At 45.7% G+C, this 499-nt stretch carries 1 protein-coding gene; it reads left to right on the top strand.

Annotated elements, in window-relative coordinates; translation table 11 throughout:
* The coding region (locus NE664_13350; protein ID MCQ4727618.1) for an argininosuccinate synthase at nt 1-499 on the top strand (499 nt) is incomplete at both ends.

Genomic DNA, 499 nt, shown 5'->3' on the forward strand with positions numbered 1-499 from the left:
CAAAAGAAAAAATTGTCCTTGCCTATTCAGGCGGTTTGGACACAACAGTTAAAATCCCATGGCTTAAAGAAAATTATAACGATGCAGAAGTTATAGCCGTATGCGGCAATGTCGGCCAAGGCAAGGAAACGGATGGCCTTGAGGAAAGGGCGCTCAAAACCGGCGCAAGCAAACTTTATATTGAATATATTACGGAAGAATTTATTACCGACGCTATTTTCCCATGCGTTAAGGCAAACGCCGTTTATGAAGGCAAATATCTTCTCGGCACTTCAATGGCAAGGCCTATAATTGCAAAAAGGATTGTGGAAATCGCCCGCAAAGAAGGCGCTACGGCTATCTGCCACGGCGCTACGGGCAAAGGCAACGATCAAGTCCGTTTTGAACTTACGGTTAAAGCGCTCGCTCCCGATCTTAAGATAATCGCCCCATGGAGGCTTGACACCTTGAAAATGCAGTCACGCGAGGACGAGGTTAAATATCTTGAAGAAAGAGGCAT

This window comes from Anaerotignum faecicola (assembly GCA_024460105.1).
In the GTDB taxonomy this organism is placed as follows: domain Bacteria; phylum Bacillota; class Clostridia; order Lachnospirales; family Anaerotignaceae; genus JANFXS01.